The following is a 395-nucleotide window of genomic DNA, read 5'->3' on the forward strand; positions in this document are numbered from 1 at the left end:
CGCTGCGAAAGACACCGCGTTCAAGTCGGTCTGTTGAAATGCTTCGGAAGAAGCGTTCGACCATGTTGAGCCACGATGCCGAGGTCGGCGTGAAGTGCATGTTGAAGCGCGGGTGATTGGCGAGCCACTCCTGGACAGTGGGATGCTTGTGTGTGGCGTAGTTGTCGGCGATTAAATGCAATGTCTTGTCCTTGGGCGTCTCGCGGTCAATTTGCTTCAGGAACTTCAACCACTCAATATGGGTATGGCGTTGCTGGCACTGGCCGACGACCTGCCCATCTAATACATTGAGCGCGGCAAACAGCGTGGTTGTTCCGTTGCGCTTGTAGTCGTGGGTCATCGTTTCAGCTCGACCTTTCTTTAGTGGCAGTCCGGGCTGGGTACGATCCAGTGCC

The 395-nt window shown here is 55.4% G+C and carries 1 protein-coding gene; it reads right to left on the bottom strand.

The features are described from left to right. Positions 1-395, bottom strand: a 395-nt coding sequence (locus ACO0K9_RS28090) for an IS630 family transposase (RefSeq protein WP_422990699.1), incomplete at both ends; no start/stop codon positions are given.

Source organism: Undibacterium sp. Ji50W, assembly GCF_049340445.1.
Classification (GTDB): Bacteria; Pseudomonadota; Gammaproteobacteria; order Burkholderiales; family Burkholderiaceae_D; genus Undibacterium.